At 53.6% G+C, this 19,083-nt stretch carries 12 protein-coding genes and 1 pseudogene; 6 read left to right on the forward strand and 7 right to left on the reverse strand.

Translation table 11 applies throughout. From position 1 onward, the window contains the following. The 5 genes from LZ24_RS15010 to LZ24_RS15030 form a co-directional block, all read right to left on the reverse strand. The coding region (locus LZ24_RS15010; protein ID WP_144686554.1) for an alpha/beta hydrolase at nucleotides 1-740 on the reverse strand (740 nt) is incomplete at its 3' end. Nucleotides 741-803: 63 nt separating this feature from the next. Then, nucleotides 804-7,463: a type I polyketide synthase gene (locus LZ24_RS15015; protein ID WP_144686544.1), complete on the reverse strand. Its 6,660-nt coding sequence runs from the start codon at nucleotides 7,461-7,463 to the stop codon at nucleotides 804-806. An 18-nt stretch (nucleotides 7,464-7,481) separates the two neighbouring features. Next, nucleotides 7,482-9,134, reverse strand: a complete 1,653-nt coding sequence (locus tag LZ24_RS15020) for a PfaD family polyunsaturated fatty acid/polyketide biosynthesis protein (RefSeq protein WP_144686545.1) — start codon at nucleotides 9,132-9,134, stop codon at nucleotides 7,482-7,484. A gap of 188 nt (nucleotides 9,135-9,322) precedes the next feature. After that, nucleotides 9,323-10,222, reverse strand: coding sequence for a site-specific tyrosine recombinase XerD (gene xerD / locus LZ24_RS15025; RefSeq protein ID WP_144686546.1), 900 nt, complete (start codon nucleotides 10,220-10,222; stop codon nucleotides 9,323-9,325). Continuing rightward, a complete protein-coding gene (locus LZ24_RS15030) occupies nucleotides 10,219-11,334 on the reverse strand; it encodes an aminopeptidase P family protein (RefSeq protein ID WP_144686547.1) in 1,116 nt (371 codons plus the stop codon). Before LZ24_RS15030 ends, xerD begins: the two co-directional genes overlap by 4 nt. 193 nt (nucleotides 11,335-11,527) lie before the next feature. On the opposite strand from LZ24_RS15030, the gene LZ24_RS15035 reads away from it, so the two are divergent. The 6 genes from LZ24_RS15035 to LZ24_RS15060 all read left to right on the forward strand — a co-directional run bounded on the left by LZ24_RS15035 (nucleotide 11,528) and on the right by LZ24_RS15060 (nucleotide 16,988). Further along, nucleotides 11,528-12,286: a substrate-binding periplasmic protein gene (locus LZ24_RS15035; protein ID WP_144686548.1), complete on the forward strand. Its 759-nt coding sequence runs from the start codon at nucleotides 11,528-11,530 to the stop codon at nucleotides 12,284-12,286. 229 nt (nucleotides 12,287-12,515) lie between these two features. Then, the gene (locus LZ24_RS15040) at nucleotides 12,516-13,193 is read left to right on the forward strand and encodes a class I SAM-dependent methyltransferase (RefSeq protein WP_144686549.1); all 678 of its coding nucleotides are present in this window, start codon (nucleotides 12,516-12,518) and stop codon (nucleotides 13,191-13,193) included. Further along, nucleotides 13,190-13,969 carry a hypothetical protein gene (locus LZ24_RS15045; RefSeq protein WP_144686550.1) on the forward strand — a complete coding sequence of 260 codons (780 nt, stop codon included), beginning with the start codon at nucleotides 13,190-13,192 and terminating at the stop codon, nucleotides 13,967-13,969. The genes LZ24_RS15040 and LZ24_RS15045 overlap by 4 nt, the downstream gene beginning before the upstream one ends. A gap of 61 nt (nucleotides 13,970-14,030) precedes the next feature. Next, nucleotides 14,031-14,921, forward strand: coding sequence for a MinD/ParA family ATP-binding protein (locus LZ24_RS15050; RefSeq protein WP_186443187.1), 891 nt, complete (start codon nucleotides 14,031-14,033; stop codon nucleotides 14,919-14,921). A gap of 378 nt (nucleotides 14,922-15,299) precedes the next feature. After that, nucleotides 15,300-15,671, forward strand: coding sequence for a MerR family transcriptional regulator (locus tag LZ24_RS17980; protein WP_281282291.1), 372 nt, complete (start codon nucleotides 15,300-15,302; stop codon nucleotides 15,669-15,671). A 72-nt stretch (nucleotides 15,672-15,743) separates the two neighbouring features. Next, nucleotides 15,744-16,988, forward strand: a complete 1,245-nt coding sequence (locus LZ24_RS15060) for an acyl-CoA dehydrogenase family protein (protein WP_144686552.1) — start codon at nucleotides 15,744-15,746, stop codon at nucleotides 16,986-16,988. A gap of 326 nt (nucleotides 16,989-17,314) precedes the next feature. Here the strand turns inward: LZ24_RS15060 and LZ24_RS15065 are convergent, their stop codons facing one another. Both LZ24_RS15065 and LZ24_RS17355 read right to left on the reverse strand, forming a co-directional pair. Continuing rightward, nucleotides 17,315-18,712 (reverse strand): OmpP1/FadL family transporter, encoded by a 1,398-nt coding sequence (locus LZ24_RS15065; RefSeq protein ID WP_144686553.1) that lies wholly within the window; start codon nucleotides 18,710-18,712, stop codon nucleotides 17,315-17,317. 52 nt (nucleotides 18,713-18,764) lie between these two features. Beyond that, nucleotides 18,765-19,083: pseudogene (locus LZ24_RS17355) on the reverse strand (hypothetical protein); the annotation flags it as partial.

Here is a 19,083-nt window from a genome sequence, read left to right on the forward strand (position 1 = left end):
ACGGGCATGGCATTGTGGCTTGCGCCGTCAAAAATCCAGAGCTTTTTTTCCATGGTAAGGGAGTCGTAGAGCCGTTTTCCGTGCCGGATGGGAATAATCTCGTCTTCTCCCGCAAGAAGAACCGCTACCCTGCCTTCAAAATTTTTTAGATTTTCCATGCTGTTGTACCTGTCCCTTGCCAGCAGGCGGGCCGGAAGAAACCAGTAATGGCTTTGGGCAAGATCCGGGAGGCTGTCCCATGGCAGGAAAAGAACGGCCCCTTTGACGGGGATCTCCGTTTTTTTCAGGGCCGCTGCCACCACGCCGCAGCCCAAGGATTCTCCCCAGAGATAAAGGGGACCGCCATGGGATTCATGGGCAAGGCGGATGCTCTGCAGGGCATCTTCCACTAAGGTTTGTTCGGAAGCTTTGCCCCTGCGTCCGCCATAGCCCGGATACTCGGCCAGAATTACCCTGAAGTTCTGCCTGGCAAGGGCAGTGACGTAAAAGGTTCTGTGCCATGCGGACCCGGCATTGCCGTGGAACAGGAGTATGGTTCCGGCCGGTTCCGCTGGCTCCGGGCTGGCGATAAAACCCCGGTACCCATTGGCTGCGGGCCAGTGGCGGAGACCCTGAGCACTGGCCTGTTCCGGTGAAAGGGCCTGTTTGTCCGGCATATATAGAAGGCTTCTCTGCATGAGAAAAAGCAGAAGGCAGAAAATCACATACCCCGCAAGGATATACAGCAGTATTTTTTCCATTATCACTCCATGGAATGGGTTTGAATTTGCGGTGAATGGAAATAAGGCCTTACCCGCATCAGCTCATCCCGCTGATCGCTGCCTGTCCGGGAGGGAAAAATCACCCTCCGAAAGGGAGGCCCCATCTCCGGACAGGCAGGGGCTAAGGGTAATGCCCCCGGTTTTGAAGTTTTCTGCCATGGTCTCACTGCCTGTCATGGTCAGGCCCCGTATTTCCATGCAGGGCGTATCATTTTTGTCCAGAAAAAAGATGCTGCCCACAAGCTGGTTGCTGCTGCTGCTTTCTGCGATATAGATCACTTCCTTTACCCTGTCCGGAGCAAAGGTTGACGTCGTGAAGGAAAGGGGCAGGTGCAGGGATTTCACATGGGTGGGCAGACAGACGCTGCCCCTGCTTTCAAAGCTGAAGAGGCAGGCCAGCTGCATGGCGCTGTCCAGAATCAGGGATAAGGGATCGGGATGGGCTTGAAGAGCTTCCGGTGCAAGGCTGGCTTTCATGCCATTGTCTCCCATGGCCTCAATTTTTTGCAGCACCTGATAGGTTTGGCCGTGAAAGAGGATCTTATCATACACGGTCCGGCAGTCTCTGGGATAGGGCCGGGCATGGATGAGGCCGGGCAGGGGCAGGGGGGTGATGCGGCCGGAACGGATGGTGCCGCGCATGCGGGGGATAGCCGGTTTCTTTTCCAGAGAAACCAGCGTCCGCTCATGGCCTTTTTTCTGTACTTCCAGAGGAAGCAGGCTGTCTTCTTCCAGAACACAGCCCTTTAACAGGCGAAGATCCTCAAGAATCCGGTATTCGGAATCTGCGGCGGAGCGGGCAGGCTGCCCCCCTTCCTGCCGGAGGATTTCACAGGCAAGGGAGGCAAAGGGAACCACGGCCTTGCCTGCAATGCTGTGATCTTTCAGCTCCGGACTTTTTTTAAGGGAAAGAATGCGCAGGGTTTCAGGCGCATTGCTGGCCCTTGTCTCTGGTTTCAGAGTTTTTTTTTCCGCTTTCCTGTCCGCCGCCAGCAGAACCTCCGGGACATGCCCGGACAGAATTTCCCGGGCAAAGGCTTCGCTGCCCCTATCCAAGGGGATGAGATCCACACCCTGCCGCTGAAAGTGCCGCGCCAGAGCAGGGGTGACCATGCCCCCTTCCCAGGGGCCCCAGCAGATGGATACAACCCGGCAATGGTTGCGCTTCAGGCTTTCTCTCCGGGCGATGGCGTTGAGAACGCCATTGGCCACGGCATAGTCTGCCTGACCGGGATTGCCCTCCAGACTGGCAACGGAGGAAAAGAAAATCATGGCCTTCATGGGCATATCCTTCATTGCCTCGGCCATATGCTTTGCAAAACGGGCTTTTACGGAAAAAACTTTTCTGAAGTCATCGCTGTTTTTGTCCACCATGGCCCTGTCCGCCAGCACACCGGCACCGTGAACCCAGAGGGAGGGCAGGGTGTTTTCTTCCTTGAGTTTCTGGAAAAGTCCTTCAATGGCATCCGGTTTTTCAAGGTCCATGGAAAGGTAGCGGGCATCGCAGCCAAGGCTTTTCATTTTTTTGAGGGTGTCACGGATGGCACGGCCGTTTTTTATCCGGTTATATTCCCCATCCAGTTCTTTGGGTGTGGGTGTTTTGCCTGCAAAATGGTGACGCAGCAGGGCTTTCCGGATGTCTTCCTTTTTCTGAATGCCGGAAAGCCAGAGGGGTTCGGGGCCGGGTTCCGGTGATCGGCCCGTAAAAATCATGCGGCAGGGCCAGAACCGGGCCAGTGCTTCCACACAGGCCGCTGTTACTCCATAGGCACCGCCGGTGATGAGCATGAGATCGTCCCTGGCAGGGGAGGTGAAGGCAGGGCCTGTTTCTGTGGCAGCATTTTCCTTGAGAAGGGGGGTGTGGATATGGCCGGAAGCATCGCATCCAAGGATCAGGGGGCCATGGCCAAAGAGGAGCTTTTTCAGCATAGATTCGGTTGCGCCTGCTTCTGCGGAGAGGTCCGTAAGGCGAAGGGCCATATGCGGCCACTCCTTCTGCAGGGTTCGCATGAGTCCTGCAAGGCTCTGGGTTTCCGGGGAAGCACGGAAAGGATCTTTTTCCCCAAGGCTTCCGTCACTCCGGGTGAAGATGCAGAGGGAGCAGGCTTGAGAAGAGGCAAGGGCTTTTTTGCCCCATGCTCCAAGAAAGGTGAAGAGTTTTTCTAAGGCTTTTTCATCGTTATGGGCGGCCCATGGCACAATCAGGCCGGGCTGAAAGGAGGCAAGGGCTTCTTCTGCGCTGCCGGTGTGCAGCCTGGTAAGGGAGAGCTTTTCTGCTACGGCAGCAAGGTCTGTTTCATCGCAAAAATCCTGCAGCAGCATCAGGGAAGCGGGAAGACTTTCGCCCTCAGGATCAAAACCCTCCCAGCGGATGGTTTGCCTGATCAGACAGAGCTCTTCTGCAAAAGGGGGAGCTTCCTCTGGATGGGAGCTTATTTCTGAAAAAGGGGCTTTCTCCTCCATGACAGTGATGGGAGAAGGCCTCCCCTTTTCGGACGCAGGATCTGAAAGTAAAGATGCGATGGCCTGCACGCTGCGGCATTCCTGCAGCAGATCTGCGGGAACCGTGGCCAGAGAAGGGTAGAGGCCTTCCAGTTCCGAGAGAATTTCCACCCGCTTGATGGAGTCTATGCCCAGATCCGCTTCCAGATCCATGTTTTCTTGTATCATCTCTTCGGGGTAACCCGTATGGCGGGCAATAATGGAACGGACCTCGGCGGCAGCATCCGCTCGCGGGCTGCCTTTCCCATCCTGGATTGAAGGGGGAAGAAGGGCCGTGTCTGCCCCTGCTTCCGGAGCCACAAGGGCTGCGATGGCAGCAATGCTGCGGGCTGTGGCAAGAACTTCCTGGGCGAGGGTGGCAAGGCTGGGGTAAAGCCCTTCTAATTCAGAAAGAATTTCTACTCTTTTAATGGAGTCTATGCCCAGATCCGCTTCCAGATCCATGTCGGCCTGAATCATGTCTTCGGGATAGCCCGTATGGCGGGATACCAGTTCCGTGATGGCAGGGATGGGGGATAGCTTTGCGGGAGATGCCGTTTTACGGGTTTCTGCCGGTCCGGGAATGGCGGCCGGAGAATCCGCCAGAAGATTTGCAAAGGCCTGAAGGCTGCGGGCTTCGGCCAGCACCTCCGGTGCAAAAGCAGCCATGGCCGGGAAGTGCCCTTCCAGTTCCGAGAGAATTTCCACCCGTTTGATGGAATCTATGCCCAGATCCGCTTCCAGATCCATGTCGGCCTGAATCATGTCTTCGGGATACCCCGTATGACGGGCTACAATGGCTTTGAGAAGGGGGAGCGCACTCGCTTCCCCTTGCAGGGATTTTTCCATGGCATCAGGGGCCTTGGTTGCGGGTTCCTCCGGGGGCCGGGAAGCAGGGACAGCCGGGCGGGGATCCGGTGAAAGGTCTCTGGCCGGAGTGGAGAGACCGCCAACAGGGGCAGCTCCCTTGGTTTGGGAAAAAGAACCGGCAGGGGATGCTGGCAGCAAGTTTTCTTCCCCACTGCCCATGGAATGGATGAGTCTTTCCAGGGTACGGCCCGCTTCGGACTGCAGGGTTAAAAACTGTTCGTGGGCACGGGTGGTTTGCTCCTGAAGGGCTTTCAAGGTCTGGAAACCTTCCATCAGAACCCTGGAATCCATGGGTTTACCTCGTTTCTGTAAGGCTGCAGCGGGTGGATGGGTGAAAGGATGCACGGCCGGTGCCGCATCGCTTCTTTGACGGGTGTCTGCCGGAGCCACAGCAGCAGAACTTTGGTTGGTCTTAGCCGGAGATTGGGCGGCTGGCCCGGGCAGGGCCTTTGCTCCCCTGTTCTGGTCTGGGGCCAGATTCCCTGCGGGAAGGGGCTTTCTGTCCGCAGTCTGCAAAGGGCGCTTTTTTTCTGCGGCTTTTTTTCCGGGTTCCGGCTTGATATTGGCTCCGGAAAGCCAGATGGTCATCCGCCGTTCCGGGTTGGGTGGTGGCTCTGGTATGCCGGACCAGTCCACTCCATAGCCAAGGGCTGCCAGATGGCAGAGGAGAATGAGAAGATCCCGGTCTCCCGGATTTTTTCCGGCGGAAGCATCCATGGCAAAACAATGAACGGCTTCCTGCTCCAGAATGGCGGAAGCAAGGCCCGTGAGAACATTTTTAGGGCCTGTTTCCACAAAGGTACGCACCCCTTCATCATAAAGATATCGGATATTACTGATGAAACGCACAGGGGAAAGGAGCTGGGAAGAAAGGGTCTGACGGATGGCATTCCCATCCCTTTCATAGGCAAGTCCTGTGCTGTTGGCCATGACTTCCATGGAGGGGGCATTCGGGGTGATGCCCTGCAGGGCTTCTGCAAAGGGTTTGGCCGCATCCTCCACAAGGGGGCTGTGGAAGGCGGCGGCAACGGGCAGGCGTATTCCCCTGATTTTGTGGCTCTTCAGCACCTTGGCCGCATGATCCAGCGCCTCTTTTCCGCCGGACAGCACACACTGGGAAGGGCTGTTCTCGTTGGCCAGCACCACATTCAGGTTTTCCTTTTCAATGAGGCGTTTCAGGGTTTCCCCATCTCCCCGAACGGCCATCATGCCACCCCGGTCCCTCGGATCATCGGGGTCGCCTGCCATGTAGCGCCCCCGGAGAACGGAAAGCTGCATGCATTCCGTTTCCTGAAACACAGCGGCGCAGCAGAGGGCGGGGAGTTCCCCGTAACTGTGTCCGCATGCGGCATGGGGGCGGATGCCGAAACGCTCCAGTATGCGGGCCATGCCAAGACTGACGCAGCCGATGGCAGGCTGGGCCAGATCCGTGGACCGCAGGATTTCTTCCTCTTCTTTGCCCTCACCTGTAAAGGGATGGATGAAACGGGAAAGCAGCTGATCTCTGCGGTGAGGGGCCGCGTATTCGGCCAGAGTGGCGTCACCCAGCTCAAGGGTTTCCAGCATTTCCGGGAAAATACAGGCAAGGTCTTTTCCCATACCGGGATACTGGCTGCCCTGTCCGGGAAAGAGAAAGGCCAGTTTTCCGGGGGTTTCTCCTTTGCCGAAAAAGACCGGGCCATGCTGGCCTTCCTTTTCTTCCCCGAGGATGGCTTTGGCTTCTTTGATGATGTCTGCCATATCCGAATCCTTTTCCAGAAGGAGCAGCAGACGAAAGCGGTCGGTGGAAGAGAAGGCTAAACGGGAACGGCTGCAGACTTCCTGCAGCATACGGGGTTCCTTCCGATCCGTTTTTTCCAGATCAGCGAGTTTGTGAAGAAGGGTATCCGTGTCGGGGCCGGAAACAGAGAAGATATCCGTATCAAAATCCCAGACCCCTTCCTTTCGTTTTCTGCCATATTCTTCCAGAACGGCATGGTAATCCGCTCCGCCAAAGCCAAAGGCACTGACTGCCGCCCGCCGTGGCCGGTTTTTTTCTGTGGTCCATGGCATGGCCTGGGAAAGCATGCAAAAGCCGGAGGAAGCAAGGTCCAGCTCCGGATCCGGGGGCAGGTGCTTCAATGCCGGGGGCAGCACCTTGTTATAAAGGCAGAGTACGATTTTGATAAAACCTGCCATGCCCGCAGCGGCTTTGGTATGGCCGATGTTGGCTTTCACGGAGGAGAGGATACAGGGCCTTGTGTCCCGGTCTTGGCCGTATACTGCCTGCAGGGCCTTGAATTCCACGGCGTCGCCCACTCGGGTTCCGGTTCCGTGGGCCTCCACCAGATCCACACTGGAGGGCGGGAAGCCAGCCCCTTCACAGGCCTTTTGCAGGGCACGCATCTGGCCTTCCGCTCCCGGAGCGTAGATGCTCTGGCTTCTGCCGTCGCTGGCCGTACCCATGCCCTTGATGACCGCATAGATCCGGTCGCCGTCTTTTTCGGCATCCTTCAGACGTTTGAGGACGGCCATGCCCACGCCTTCTCCCAGCACGGTGCCGTCGGCCTTTTCGGAAAAGGGTCTGGCATCGCCGGAGTGGGAAAGAACGCCGGTCTGGGCAAAGCACATGTGCATGAAAATATCGTTTAAGGTATCCACGCCGCCGGTGATCACCATGTCGGCCTTGCCCGTCTGCAGTTCCAGCACAGCCATGTGTACGGCCGCAAGGGAGCTGCCGCAGGCCGCATCCACAACGCAGTTGCTTCCCCCAAGGTTGAGGCGGTTGGCAATGCGTCCGGCAATGACATTGCCCAAAAGGCCGGGGAAGGCATTTTCCTGCCATGCCGTATGCCCGGCCGCCATGCGTTCCATGATGGCATTCTGTACATCTTCCGGGATGCCTTCGGCCTCCAGTGCTTCTTTCCAGAGGGGATGGCTGAGTCGGGACGCCAGCGGAACCACCAGCTCCTGCGTACCCGTGGCACCAAGAATCACGCTGGTGCGGGAGTTGTCATATTCCCTTTGCTGGGGGTATCCTGCGTCATCTAAGGCGCAGCGGGCCGTGACCAGACCCAGAAGCTGGGATGTGTCCGTCACTTCAAGGAGATTGGGCGGAATGCCGAAGGCGGATGGATCAAAGGGGTAAGGGGCAAGGTAGCCTCCCCGGGTGCAGTAGGTTTTATCCGGCGCACCGGGGGAGGGAGCAAAATAGGCTTCCTTTGACCAGTGGCTTTGGGGAACCTCACCGATGGCATCGAGATTACGGAAAATCAGCCGCCAGAAAGCCAGCCTGTCCGGTGACTGGGGAAAAAGGCAGGCCATGCCGATCACGGCCAGATCACAGGGTTTGGATATGGAAGAAGGGGTCATGGAATATCCTGATCCTCTTTAAGACATCATGGGTTCAAGGGTGGCAAGGCCCAGGGGGGAGAAAGTACCGGTATGGGCCGGAATGTCCGGATACTGGGCCTTTAGCAGGGAAAAACGGGTAAGGGTGGCGGCTCCGGCCAGCAGATTGAAGGCCACGGTGCGGATGCGCCGTTCCGATGCCTCTTCCAGAAAGCTGTTTTTTGTCCAGGCATTGAAGGCACCCATGGCCGGGCCGCACCAGACCTGATAATCCACCTTCCGGTCCGGATTTCCCTGTATGGCCCAGAGGGAGGCCTGACCAAGATAGGAACGGAAGAGCAGGGCCATGCGGTGCCGGGGATCTTCATCGGCGCGTTTCAGCTGGGAGGGATCCCGTTCCATGAAAAAGCGGCGGGTGGATTCCCATTCCTCAGCAATGCTTTTCTGAAAGATCTTGTCTTCAAGGAAACGGATTGTGTCATCGGGCAGGGCGTCAATGGAGGGATACTCCCTGTAGAGGCTGTAGAGTTTCTGGGCCCGTAAGGCAAACATGGTTTCCCTTTTCAGCACCTGCACCCTGCCGCCCATCTCAAACATGTCTGCCGCAGCCGTCATGGTGACATCGGCCTGTCCGCAGCGGGCCAGCATTTCCCGTACCGCATCGGAGGTGCCGGATTCCACGCAGGCCTGATGCACGGAGCCCACCAGTATGTAATCCGCTCCCAGAGCAAAGGCCGCTGCCGCAGAGGCCGGAGTGGCAATGCCGCCCCCAAGGCCCACGCAGGGAATGTGGGTATAGGCCCTTGTGCGCACAGCCGCATCCCTTGCCGCTTTGATGGCGGGAAGAAGGGCCATGGCCGGACGGTTGTCCGTATGGCCGCCGGAATCCGCTTCAGCCGTGATGTCATCGGCCATGGGGAGTGTGGCCCCGAGTCGGACTTCCTCTTCCGTGAGCAGTCCCTGACTGAGCAGTTGCTGAAGAATTTTCTCCGGAGGGGGCGCAAGGAATTTTTCTGCAATCTCGACTCTGGAAACCTTGGCAATGATGCGGTTTTTTGGCAGGGGGCGGCCCTTTTCATCCGGCGTGACGCCCTGTACCCTGTACCGGACAATGGCCGGCGTCATGCGCATGAATGCGGCGGCACAGACGCATGTGATGCCGGACTTGAGATAGAGTTCTGCAAGGGCCATTTCTCCCTCGGGGGAGCCGGGCTGGTGCAGAAAATTAAAGCCAAAGGGAAAGGGGCTGGATTCGGCCGCTTTTTTCAGGAAGGCAATGGCCGTTTCAATGCGGGCAAGGGTGCAGCCGCCAGCCCCGAAAAAGCCCATGCCTCCGGCCCGGCCCGCTTCCATCACCATGGCTTCCGAGGTGATGCCATTGGCCATGGCTCCCGCAATGTAGGGGTATTGTAATCCGTGTCGCCGGAGAAAGTCCCGGCTGCCAAGATTTTCCGGCGGAAGGGGGGGAACAAAGGCGAGAAGGGGAAGACCCTGCGTCACCGGAGAGGCGTTGCCCAGTACCGCCTGACCGGAAGTGCGGACCTGGGGTTTTCCGTCTTCTCCCTGTACAAGAAACAGGGGGTTGCGGAAGGAGCGCAATGCGGTCTCCAGATCATCGGTTCGGGCGGGGGCGGCTTCGGAAGGGGAGGGCTGCCACCAGCCCATAAAAGAATCTGTAATGTCTCTAGTCATTTACTATCCATAAGAGCCTGTTTCGGCCTGATTGCGGGTTGCTATGTATGCGTCTGGATTTTTAATCATAATCCATAACAGGTATTTTGTTTATTTCTGCCTGTCCTTTGGTATGATAAACTTTCAAGATATATCCAAAGAGATGGAATGTGTCAAGTTGTGCGTGAACGCCGTTTTGCATTCAAACATCAGCTGTTTCTTGGATGGAAACGCCTGTGAACTTCCGTCAGCCCTTTGCGGTTCACATGGGTGTAGATCTGGGTGGTGGCAATATCCGCATGGCCCAGCAGGGCCTGCACCACCCGCAGATCTGCTCCGCCTTCCAGCAGGTGGGTGGCAAAGGCATGGCGCAGGCTGTGGGGTGTTATCAGCCGTGTAATACCTGCCTTCAGGCTGTAGCGCTTCACGTTTTTCCAGAAGGCCTGACGGGTAAGGGGCTTTCCCCTTCCTCCCACAAAGAGATAATCACTGACGCGGGTTTTCAGGATGTGGGGACGTCCTTCATCCATATACAGGGAAAGGCCCTGCCTTGCTTTTTCATGGAAGGGCACCACCCTTTCCCGGCTTCCCTTGCCCTGAACCCGTAAAAATCCGGCATCCATACGCAGATCCGTCACCTTCAGCCCCATGAGTTCCGATACCCGCAGTCCCGTTGCATAGAGCAGTTCCAGCATGGCCCTGTCCCGGAGTCCCAGCGCCGTATCCATGGCCGGGGCGGAGAGCAGGGCTTCCATTTCCTTAAAGGAGGGAACATCCGGGAGTTTCCGGCCTGTGCGGGGCAGGCGGACAATGCGGGAAGGATCCTTTTCCAGTGTTTCCAATGAGGCAAGGAAGGTGAAAAATCCCCGGATACTGACCAGATGCCGCCCCCGGCTGCGGGCGGCCAGCCCTTCTTTTTCAAGGTGAACAAGGTAGGCCAGAAGATCCATGGGCGCAAGCTCTTCCACCTCAAGCCCATTTTCTTTTACATAATGAAGAAAGCGGCCAAGGTCTTCGGAATAGGCACTCAGGGTCAGCTCCGCCAGTCCTTTTTCTATGAGAAGATGCCGCAGATAGGCATCCAGCAGGGGGTGCGGGTCTGTGTTCATCGTGGCAGAAATTCTTCCACCGTGGTGGTGTTGAGAACTTCCGGTCCGTCTTTCCGGACCACCACCATGTTTTCAAGGCGGATGCCGCCCCATTCAGGAAGATAAATTCCCGGCTCCACGGTGACCACCATGCCGCTTTTCAGGGGGATATCCTGCATGGGGCTGAGCCGCGGGGCTTCGTGGATGGCAAGACCCACACCATGGCCGAGTCCGTGGCCAAAAAAATCTCCATAACCTTTTTCTTTGATGTAATCCCTTGCCAGTGCATCAATTTCCCTTGTGCTCACCCCTTCCCGGATGGCGGCGGTGGCCCTTTCCTTGGCTGTTTTCACCACCTCAAAAATTTCCATGAAGCGCTCATCGGGTTTTTCCAGAAAGAAGGTGCGGGTAATGTCGGAGCAGTACCCTTTGAGCCTGATGCCCCAGTCAAAGAGGACGGGGGCATGGGTGGTAAAAAGCTGATCCGAGGGATGGGCGTGGGGTTTGGCAGAATTCACTCCGCAGGCAACAATGCTTGGAAAGGAAAGGCCTTCTGCACCCATCTCCCGGAGTTTTTTCTCAAGGAGCCATGCCGCCTCTTTCTCGCTCATGCCCGGCACAAGGGAGGGCATCAGATTTTTCAGGGCCTGTTCCGTAATGGAAAGGGCCTTTCGAATGGTGTTAATTTCATCTTCATCCTTGATAATGCGCAAGGATTCCACCAGATCCGTGACCGGCAGCAGCCTTGCGGAAGACCCTGCCTTCTCAAGGGATTCAAGCATACGTCCATGGTCTTTTACGGAAAGCTTTGCCGGTTCAAACCCTACGCTTTCTGCCCCTATCCGGGAGAGAATATCGGGAAGTTCTGCGGCAAGACCTTTTTTGTAGCAGTAAATATCAAATCCATGGGCTTCGCTTTCTGCCTGAAAGACAAAGCGGGAGTCCGTGGCCAGAAGGAGTTTTTCCTTTGTTATGAAAAGGGCTCCTGCGGATTCATCATAACCGTTGTCTTCTCCTGTGAAGCCGCTTAAATATCTTCTGTTTTCTTCCACAAGGACCATGATGGTGTCTGTGTCGCAGGCTTCCATACGGATACGGAGGTTTTCTATGCGTGAGGAAATGAAAGGATGCAAGGCTGAAGTCTCCCGTTGAGCTAAAATTTAAGGAATCCAAAAGGCCCCGGATTCTTAAGGGCCGGTTCCCGATTTTTCAGGCTCTCCATAGCACAGATATGAAACAGGGAGCAATTGTAACGGCAGTGTTTTTGGGCTATGGTGAAGCACAGTCGGAGATGGGGCATGGTAATCATAAAATGACGGAGATGATATGGACTGGCGCAAAAGCATAAAAATCCTGTGTGTGTTTTTTTGTCTGCCTTTTCTTATGCCTTCCTTGATTTTTGCAGCTCCCCCCCTTGTAAGGCTGGGGGTGGATGAGTTTCCTCCTTACATTTCAAAGGATCTGCCCGGATACGGGATTCTTGGCCAGATCGTTGCCGAAAGTTTTGAAAGGGCTGGATTTGAAGCGGTCTATGTTTTTGTTCCATGGAAAAGGGCACTGAAAAGTGTGGAGGAAGGGGAATTCCTCGATGGCACCCCTGCATGGTTCCGCACACCGGAGCGGGAGGCGGCTTTTTACGTATCAGATGCTCTGGTGGATGACAGTCAGTCTTTTTTTCATCTGAAAGATTTTCCCTTTGACTGGGAAAAAATTGAAGATTTAAAGGGGGTACAGATTGGTGCCACCCTTGGCTATGATTACGGAGAAGACTTTGCCCGGGCGTACGATAAAGAAGAAATATCTGTTGAATGGGTATCAAGGGATGTTCAGAATTTCAGAAAACTGCTTGTGGAGCGGATACAGGTTTTTCCCATGAATACCTTGGCAGGCTATGGCATTCTGCAGACGGATTTCAGTGAACAGGATGCTGCCCGTATTACCCATCATCCAAGGCCCCTGCGTGCGGAAGCGCTGCATCTGCTTCTTTCTAAGAAAAATCCTGAAAACGCAGCAGTCATGGAACGCTTTAACCGGGGTTTGAAGGAGCTGAAAAAAAGCGGACGGTATGATGAGATCCTGAAATAAAAAAGGTGTTGGGGCAGGTTGCAGGGTTTCTGTTTTGTGTATGACCAGCCTTGATGTTTTTGGTTTTCTTAATGATTTTAGGTTCTTTTGGGTCATTATTGTCATTGGGTTTTCCTTAAAGTCTTTAAGGTCTTTAATGTCCTTAAGGTCCTTAGAGACGGCAGACCTTACCCCTTTATTCTGACTCCATAGCGATATGTCGTTTTTTTAAAATCTCTTGAGGGAAAAAATGCAGGCTTGTCCTTTATGTTGCTCTACTTTTGTTTCGGAATTTTACCGGGGTTTCCGCAGGCTCTACTGGCAGTGTTCACTCTGTCATCTGGTTTTTGTGGATGCCGCCTTTCTCCTTTCTCCGGATGCGGAAAAGGCCGAGTATGATCTCCATGAGAACAGCCCCGAAGATGAAGGATACCGGCGTTTTTTGAGTCGTCTTGCCATACCGCTTCTGGAGCGTCTTGGAAGACGGGAGCTGGAGGGGCTTGATTTTGGCTGCGGCCCCGGTCCGGCTCTGGCCTCCATGATGGAGGAAAAGGGACACTCCATGGCCCTTTATGATCCCTATTATGCACCGGATCAGAAGGTTTTTGAAAAAAAGTATGATTTTATCACCTGCACCGAAGCCATGGAGCATTTTTACAGGCCAGAGAAAGAATGGAAACTTCTGCTTGAATTGCTGAAACCCGGCGGGTGGCTGGGTATCATGACCGGGCGTGTAAAAGATGCAAAGGCCTTTGCAGGCTGGCATTATAAAAATGATCCCACCCATGTGAGTTTTTTCAGTCGAAAAACCTTTGCGTATATGGCACAACAGGAGAATCTCATGGTGGATTTTGTGGGCGGTGATGTTGTTTTTTTTCAAAAAACCCCTTCATCTCTCCCTGAGGCCTTTGAAAGGATAGACCTATGATTGAGGCCATAGTCCTCGCTTCCCATGGAAACCAACTGGAAAAGATGCTGGCAGACCTTGGTCGCAGTTATGGTATCGCCGTGCTGACGGAGGAAAGGAGTGAGGGGCAGGAAAGTCAGAATCCTCTGTCCCCTGTGGATATGAAAGCAGATGGCTGGGTTTTTTTCACCGAAGATCCGGATTCGGATGCAGCAGCAGCCATACGTTCTGAGCTTCGGGCCGGATCCGGTGCATGGTTGAGCCTGCCCCCGGATGAGGATGCCGTCCACACCCTCGCAGCCCGATGCCGGGAATGGGTTTACGAAAAGGGCATTGTCTGCCTTGGATTTACCTCAGATGTAGAGCCTTCCCAGTTTTCCGTATGCTGTGAGATAGCAAGGGCGCTCTTTGCCATGTGCCTGCTGCGGACCCGGCCGGAACGTCTCCATGATGCCCTGAAAACAAAGCTGCCGGAGTCCGGGGGATCTTCCTTTCCGGATATAGATTCTGTGCTTAAAGATCTGGTTGAGCGGATGACTTTAAGGGATAAGGTGGCGTTGGCCCATTTTGAAGAGGGGCTGCCTGTTCTGGCGGATTCTGCTCTGGCTGTGTATATTCTGGGCCATTACCTGTGGCCACCCAACCCTGAGCTTCTGGAAGACTGCGCCCGGAAGGAAGGGCTTGGGGAAAATGAAATGGATGAAACCCTTGCCGTTACAATTATCATTGCCTGTCTGATGGAAAAACTGAAAGCGTCCCACAGGCTGCGCCTTGTACCCGGAGGGGCATCCGGATAAAGCGGGTAGATGGGTTCACGTACTTAACGTTTCTGGACCATGGGCAAGGAAGGAAATGCAGATGGGAGAAATCATAGCCTTTGGCGGCGGCAAGGGAGGCAGCGGGAAGAGCTTTCTCATTTCCCTTGCGGGAAGCCTTCTGGCTGCTGCCGGGAAAAAGGTGGTGCTGGTGGATCTGGATCTGGGTGCTGCCAACCTCCATTCATTTTTCGGCATTTCCGCTTCAAAGCCGGGGTTGCAGGATTTTATGGAGGGCCGTACAGCCAGCCTTGCGGACTGCTGCCTTCAAACACCCATTTCCCGCCTTTTTCTCATATCGTCCAAGGGATGCACAGCCCATGTGGCAGACCTCCCCGCAGGCTGGGTGCAGCGTCTGATTCAGGGATTCAGAACCCTTCCCCATGACTGCATACTGCTGGATCTTGGGGCCGGAACCTATAAGAACAATCTGGATTTTTTTCTGGCTGCATCCCGGGGTGTGCTGGTGACAACACCGGAACCCACGGCTGTGGAAAACCTCTTCCGTTTCATCCATGCCCTTTTTATGCGTAAAATCAGAGCGCATGTGGGGGATGGCGGCTTGAGGGAGCTTACCCGCATCTGCCTTGCTTCAAAACCAGCCAACGCCATTCGACCTTTAGATATGGCCAGAGCCCTTGAGGCAAGGGAGCCGGAAGCGGCCCGTAAGCTGATTGCAGACATTGAAGGGATGCGGCTTTATCTGCTCCTCAATCAGGTGAGGAAAACCATGGATGCGGAAGTCGCTGCCCAGCTCATGGGCTTTTATCCAAAACTTTTTGGTTCGGTTTTTTCCCTTGGTGCCGTGGTCAGCCATGGGGAAGAAGTGAATGAGGCCATCATGAGCCGGGAACCTTTCCTGAAAAAGTACCGCAGCCATACCATCACCCGTCAGGTGATGGGGCTTGCACGCCAGCTTCTCTCTGACAGGTAGGGGGGCTTTTCGCCCCTTTGAAAGTCTTTTTCCCAGGGCAGATTTTACGCATGTTAGCTTAGCACCCGTAAAGGGTGCACCTACACAAAACAGGGCCGTAAAAACCATTCGTAGGGGCAGGCCTTGCGCCTGCCCGTATTAAAGCCCGCACCCTAAGCCTGGCAACAACCTGACCAGCAAGCTGTGACTGAGTCAGGGTAGTAATCAGATGAGCTTTTCAGCTTGAGCGCCGGATTGCGTCACGATCAAATGGCCCGGTTATCTACGCATCTGATTGAAGGTATTCGATTTGTCAAAGGCCTGTGATTTTCGTTTTTATAAAATTAAAGTTGACTTTAACTTTATTTGTGTTATCCATTCACCATGAATTCAATAAAGATGTACGCCATATCCGAGCTGGCCGCAGAGCTTGAAATCAGTCCCTCCACCATTCGTTTTTATGAGGATAAGGGACTGATTTCTCCTGAACGAAGTGCTGGTAATCAGCGGCTCTATTCCAGAAAACATAAGGCAAGACTCAAGCTGATTCTCCGGGGTAAGCGCTTCGGATTTTCTCTGGCAGAAATTGCGGAGATGATCGGGTATGCGGATGTGCCTCTGAATGAGGCCGAGCAGATTTGTAAAAGCCTTGCCTTCGGCAGGGAAAAGCTTGAGGAAATCCGAAGAAAAAAAGAAGATCTGGCCCTTCTGGAGGCTGATATTCTTGCCATGCAGGAAGTTCTTGAAAAAAGGCTGCAAGCTTTAAAATAAATAGATGATGCCCAGAAAAAGATTTTCTGAACGGGCTGCCATCCCAATTGATTCCCCATAAAGGAGACCGCCATGTATGATTTTCTTTTGTCCGATGAAGCCAGAGTCCTGCGCAGCGAAGTTCGGGATTTCGTCAAAACCATTCCAAGGCAGCTTTTGCTGGACATGGATGCGGACAGGGTACAGTTTCCCAAAGAGTTCCTTGCGGAAGCCGGGAAGCGCAATCTTATGGGATGCCGGTATCCCAGGGAATGGGGTGGGCGTGGGCTGGACTGGGTGAGTACGGTCATGGTCATGGAAGAAATCGGAACCCTTGGCTACATCATGGCCTGTACCTTTGGTGTGGGCGCGGAGCTGGTATGTGATGCCATTATCCGCCATGGAACAGATGCGCAGAAGGAAAAATATGTGAAACCCCTGCTGAAGGGGGAGATCTTTGCGGCAGAATGCCTCACGGAACCCAGGGGCGGCTCTGATTTTTTCGGTACCACCACCACAGCCGAAGACAAGGGAGATCATTATGTCATCAATGGACAGAAACGTTTTATCGTGGGGGGTGAAGGTGCGGATTATTTTCTTGTGTATGCAAAGACCGATCCCCATGCCAAAGCCCACAAATCCCTGACCTGCTTTATCGTGGATCGCAGTGAAGGTGTCATCGTCGATTATATTTATGGTCTTATGGGCTGCAGGGGTGGCGGTGCCGCACGGATTGTCTTTAAGGACGCAAAGGTGCCCAAAGAAAATATTGTGGGAAGTCTCCATGGCGGGTATGCGGTTTTCAATACCATGATGATACCGGAGCGTCTGGGAACGGCGGCCATGACCATTGGGGCTGCCCGTCCGGCACTTGAAGTGGCTACGGGATATACCACAAGGCGCAAGGCCTTTGGCAGGGAAATAGCGAAGTATCAGGGAGTCAGTTTTCAGGTGGCGGAGGCGGCCATGCTGCTGGATGCCTGCCGGAGCATGGCCTACACCACCAGCCGGGCCGTGGATGCGGGAGTTCCTGAAAACGAGATCCGCAGGCTGGTTTCCGAATCCAAAAAATTCATCACGGAATCCTGCCAGAAGGTGGTACATAACAGCATGCAGGTGATGGGCGGCATCGGTTATACCAATGTTTTTCCCGTGGAACGGATTTTCAGGGATGTGCGTCTGGCTTCCATCTGGACCGGCACCAATGAAGTGATGAGTCTTATCATTGCCAGTGAATGGTACAGAAAATACATGGATGACAGGGCTTCCGGCATCACCCGTGACTGTGAAAATGATGCGGTGGAAGCCTTTGCCGAAGGAGAAAAGATTTACGAATAGGCGGCTTGTTGCAGAGGTACGCTGAGACAATATCGAAAAACAAAAAGGCAATGAGGATGTTTTTTCTTTACACGATCCTTTGCGCTTAACCCAAGTTCGTCATTTTTTGATGAAAACTCAATGAAATCAAATAAAGTGATTTTTTATGGGTACTACATATCCATTTTTCAGCCGCTTAAACGAAAGCCTTCAGGAGTGTGGTCACTACTTTGGCAAACTTGGGTTAATAATATTCCAGTGTAAAATATTCCATGATAAAATAATATCAAAAAAGGCTGTTACAGAATGAATACTCTGTAACAGCCTTTCAGGATCAGAAAAAGAAATCAGAAACGGTAGCTTAAGGTCACACCTGCACCCAGCAGATGGCCCCCTGCCTTGGCACTGACAATGGGATCATTTCCTGCAATCACATCTTTATAGCTTTTGTTAAAGTTATTGGATTCACCGCCCACTATACGGTCCTGTTCCACAGCCGTGAGCTGAAGTACGGTATCCAGGGTAAAGCTGCCAAAGTTAAAACCTGCACCTATGGAATAGGTTTTTTTGTCACCGTCCGGCCACATGAGATCGAGGGTATCGTCGGGGATGGGGCTTGGGTCATAGAAGTAACCGCCGCGCAGGGTGATCATCTCACTGAGAACGTACTCGGCACCAAAACGGATTTGTCTTGTGTTGTCCCAGTTTCTTTCATACTCAAGGGGAAATGATGGGGAGCCGTCAATTGGGAAAATATCTTCCCGTTGGTTCTTATTGATGCTCCATTCTGTCCACACAAGGTCAAATTCAATGGAAAAGCGGTCGTGGGGAGCATAGCGGATGCCTGCCTGCACCTGCTGGGGATGGTTGTATTTCATGGTTGCTTTTGCAATTTTTACGCCGTTTCTCTTCAGATCACCATCAAAATCCGTGCTGGTTTCACTGCGATAGGTCAGGCCGAGGGTAATGGTTTCCGTTGCCCTGTACATGACACCTAGATTGAAAGAATAGTTGAGATCATCGCTGATCTCAAGTTCCATTTCCTGACCATGCATTTCAAGGGCTCTTCCAAGGGCACGGGCATTTGCAATTACAGCCGGATCGGTATCAGGGTCACGGGGTTGTCCTGTAGTTGGGTCAAGAACAGCGTTGACAATGGCACTGGCTTGGTTCTGGGTTACATCAGAAGAAAAGTAGTAGGGAATTTTTTTACCACCAGCCTTGGACTGACCAATGGATATGCCAAAACCAAGTGAAAGCTGATCATTGAGTTTGTAGGCTATGGTGGGTGTAACAGCAAGACGCTTGTAGTAGGAGTGATACGAGGAGTGAACGCCGGGATTTTTATCCGGATTACCGGGCCATTCAACCTCGAGACCCCATGGAGCGTATGCAGCAATGCCCATGGATATTCTGTCTGTCAGCGGCATGGCAAAACCAAGGTGCGGGACAACCAGTGTGGGAAACTCATCATCAACCTTGAAGTTTTTTGGATTGCCCTGTTCATCAAGGAATCTAGGATCCTGAGTTCCTTTAATGTGAAAACCCTTGACTTCCAGATCCGGTTCGATGATGTGTGCGCCAAAGGCAAGGGTTGGTCTTTTGATCTGGGTCAACCCAGCGGGGTTGTAGTAAACGGCAAATGGATCGTCTGCGTAGGCGGAAAAGGCTCCACCCATGGAAGTGGCTTTGGCTCCAATGCCAAAGGTATCCACACATCCGCCATAGGCTGTTGATACAGCCATGGCAAGACAGGTGGCAAAAAGAATAAACCTAAAATCCCGCTCATTTTTATACCTACGAAGGCTCTTTAGCTCCAAAGGCTTTGAAGATAGTTTTTTGAAGCTTGGTTAATGGGAAAAGGATTCTAACTCCCTTAATTTCCTGAATGCGTAGTTTGGATAAAGTTAAAATCAGCTCTTTCATTGTCATTTTGCAGTACAATTTTTCCTGCACCATCGTGTAATGGATCTTTGACAACAATATAAGCGCCAAAAAACCAACGAAGGTTTTGTTCCAGGCCTTGTGATTGCTGTGAACCCTTAGCCTGCCAAGATCAAGATTGTTTTTCATGCGGTCAAAGCCTTTTTCAACGACATCCTTATCCCTGTAAATC

Source organism: Desulfobotulus alkaliphilus (genome assembly GCF_007830435.1).
Taxonomy (GTDB): Bacteria; Desulfobacterota; Desulfobacteria; order Desulfobacterales; family ASO4-4; genus Desulfobotulus; species Desulfobotulus alkaliphilus.